A 666-nucleotide genomic window follows, 5' to 3' on the forward strand; every position below is an offset into this window, starting at 1 on the left:
GCCATGTGGGCCCCGCCTTCGTGGAAGATCCGCTGCGGGTGCTGCGTGCGGCGCGCTTCATGGCGCGTTTTGCACCGCTGGGCTTCAGCGTGGCACCGGAGACGATGCAGCTGATGCGGCAGATCGCCGACAGTGGCGAGCTGGATGCACTGGTACCCGAACGGGTCTGGCAGGAACTGCGCCGCGTGCTCGGTTCGGCGCAACCGTCGGCCTTCCTGCGCACGCTGCACGATGCCGGTGCGCTGGGTGCGGTGTTGCCCGAACTGGAAGCGCTGTATGGCGTGCCGCAGCGCGCCGAGTACCACCCCGAAGTGGATACCGGCGTACACCAGGAAATGGTCAGCGATGTCGCCGCGCAGCTGGCGCCGGGCGATGACCTGGTGGGGTTCGCCGCGCTTACCCACGACCTGGGCAAGGCGCTGACTCCGCACGCGGAATGGCCGCGCCATGTGATGCATGAGGAGCGCGGGCTGGAACCGCTGCGTGCGCTGTGTGATCGCCTGAAGGTTCCGCTGGATCACCGCCAGCTGGCCGAGGCGGTGTGCCGCGCCCATCTCAACGTGCACCGCATTGATGAACTGCGCGATGGCACGGTTCTGGATCTGCTGGGCCGCTGCGATGGGTTCCGGCGGCCCGAACGGATCGCAAGGATCGCGCTGTGCTGCG

At 68.2% G+C, this 666-nt stretch carries 1 protein-coding gene; it reads left to right on the forward strand.

Going from position 1 to position 666, the window contains the following annotated elements; translation table 11 throughout:
* Positions 1-666 (forward strand): HD domain-containing protein (locus INT12_RS30845; protein ID WP_193059222.1); only part of this gene is annotated, 666 nt, incomplete at both ends.

The organism is Pseudomonas sp. K8 (assembly GCF_014889455.1).
Taxonomy (GTDB): domain Bacteria; phylum Pseudomonadota; class Gammaproteobacteria; order Pseudomonadales; family Pseudomonadaceae; genus Aquipseudomonas; species Aquipseudomonas veronii.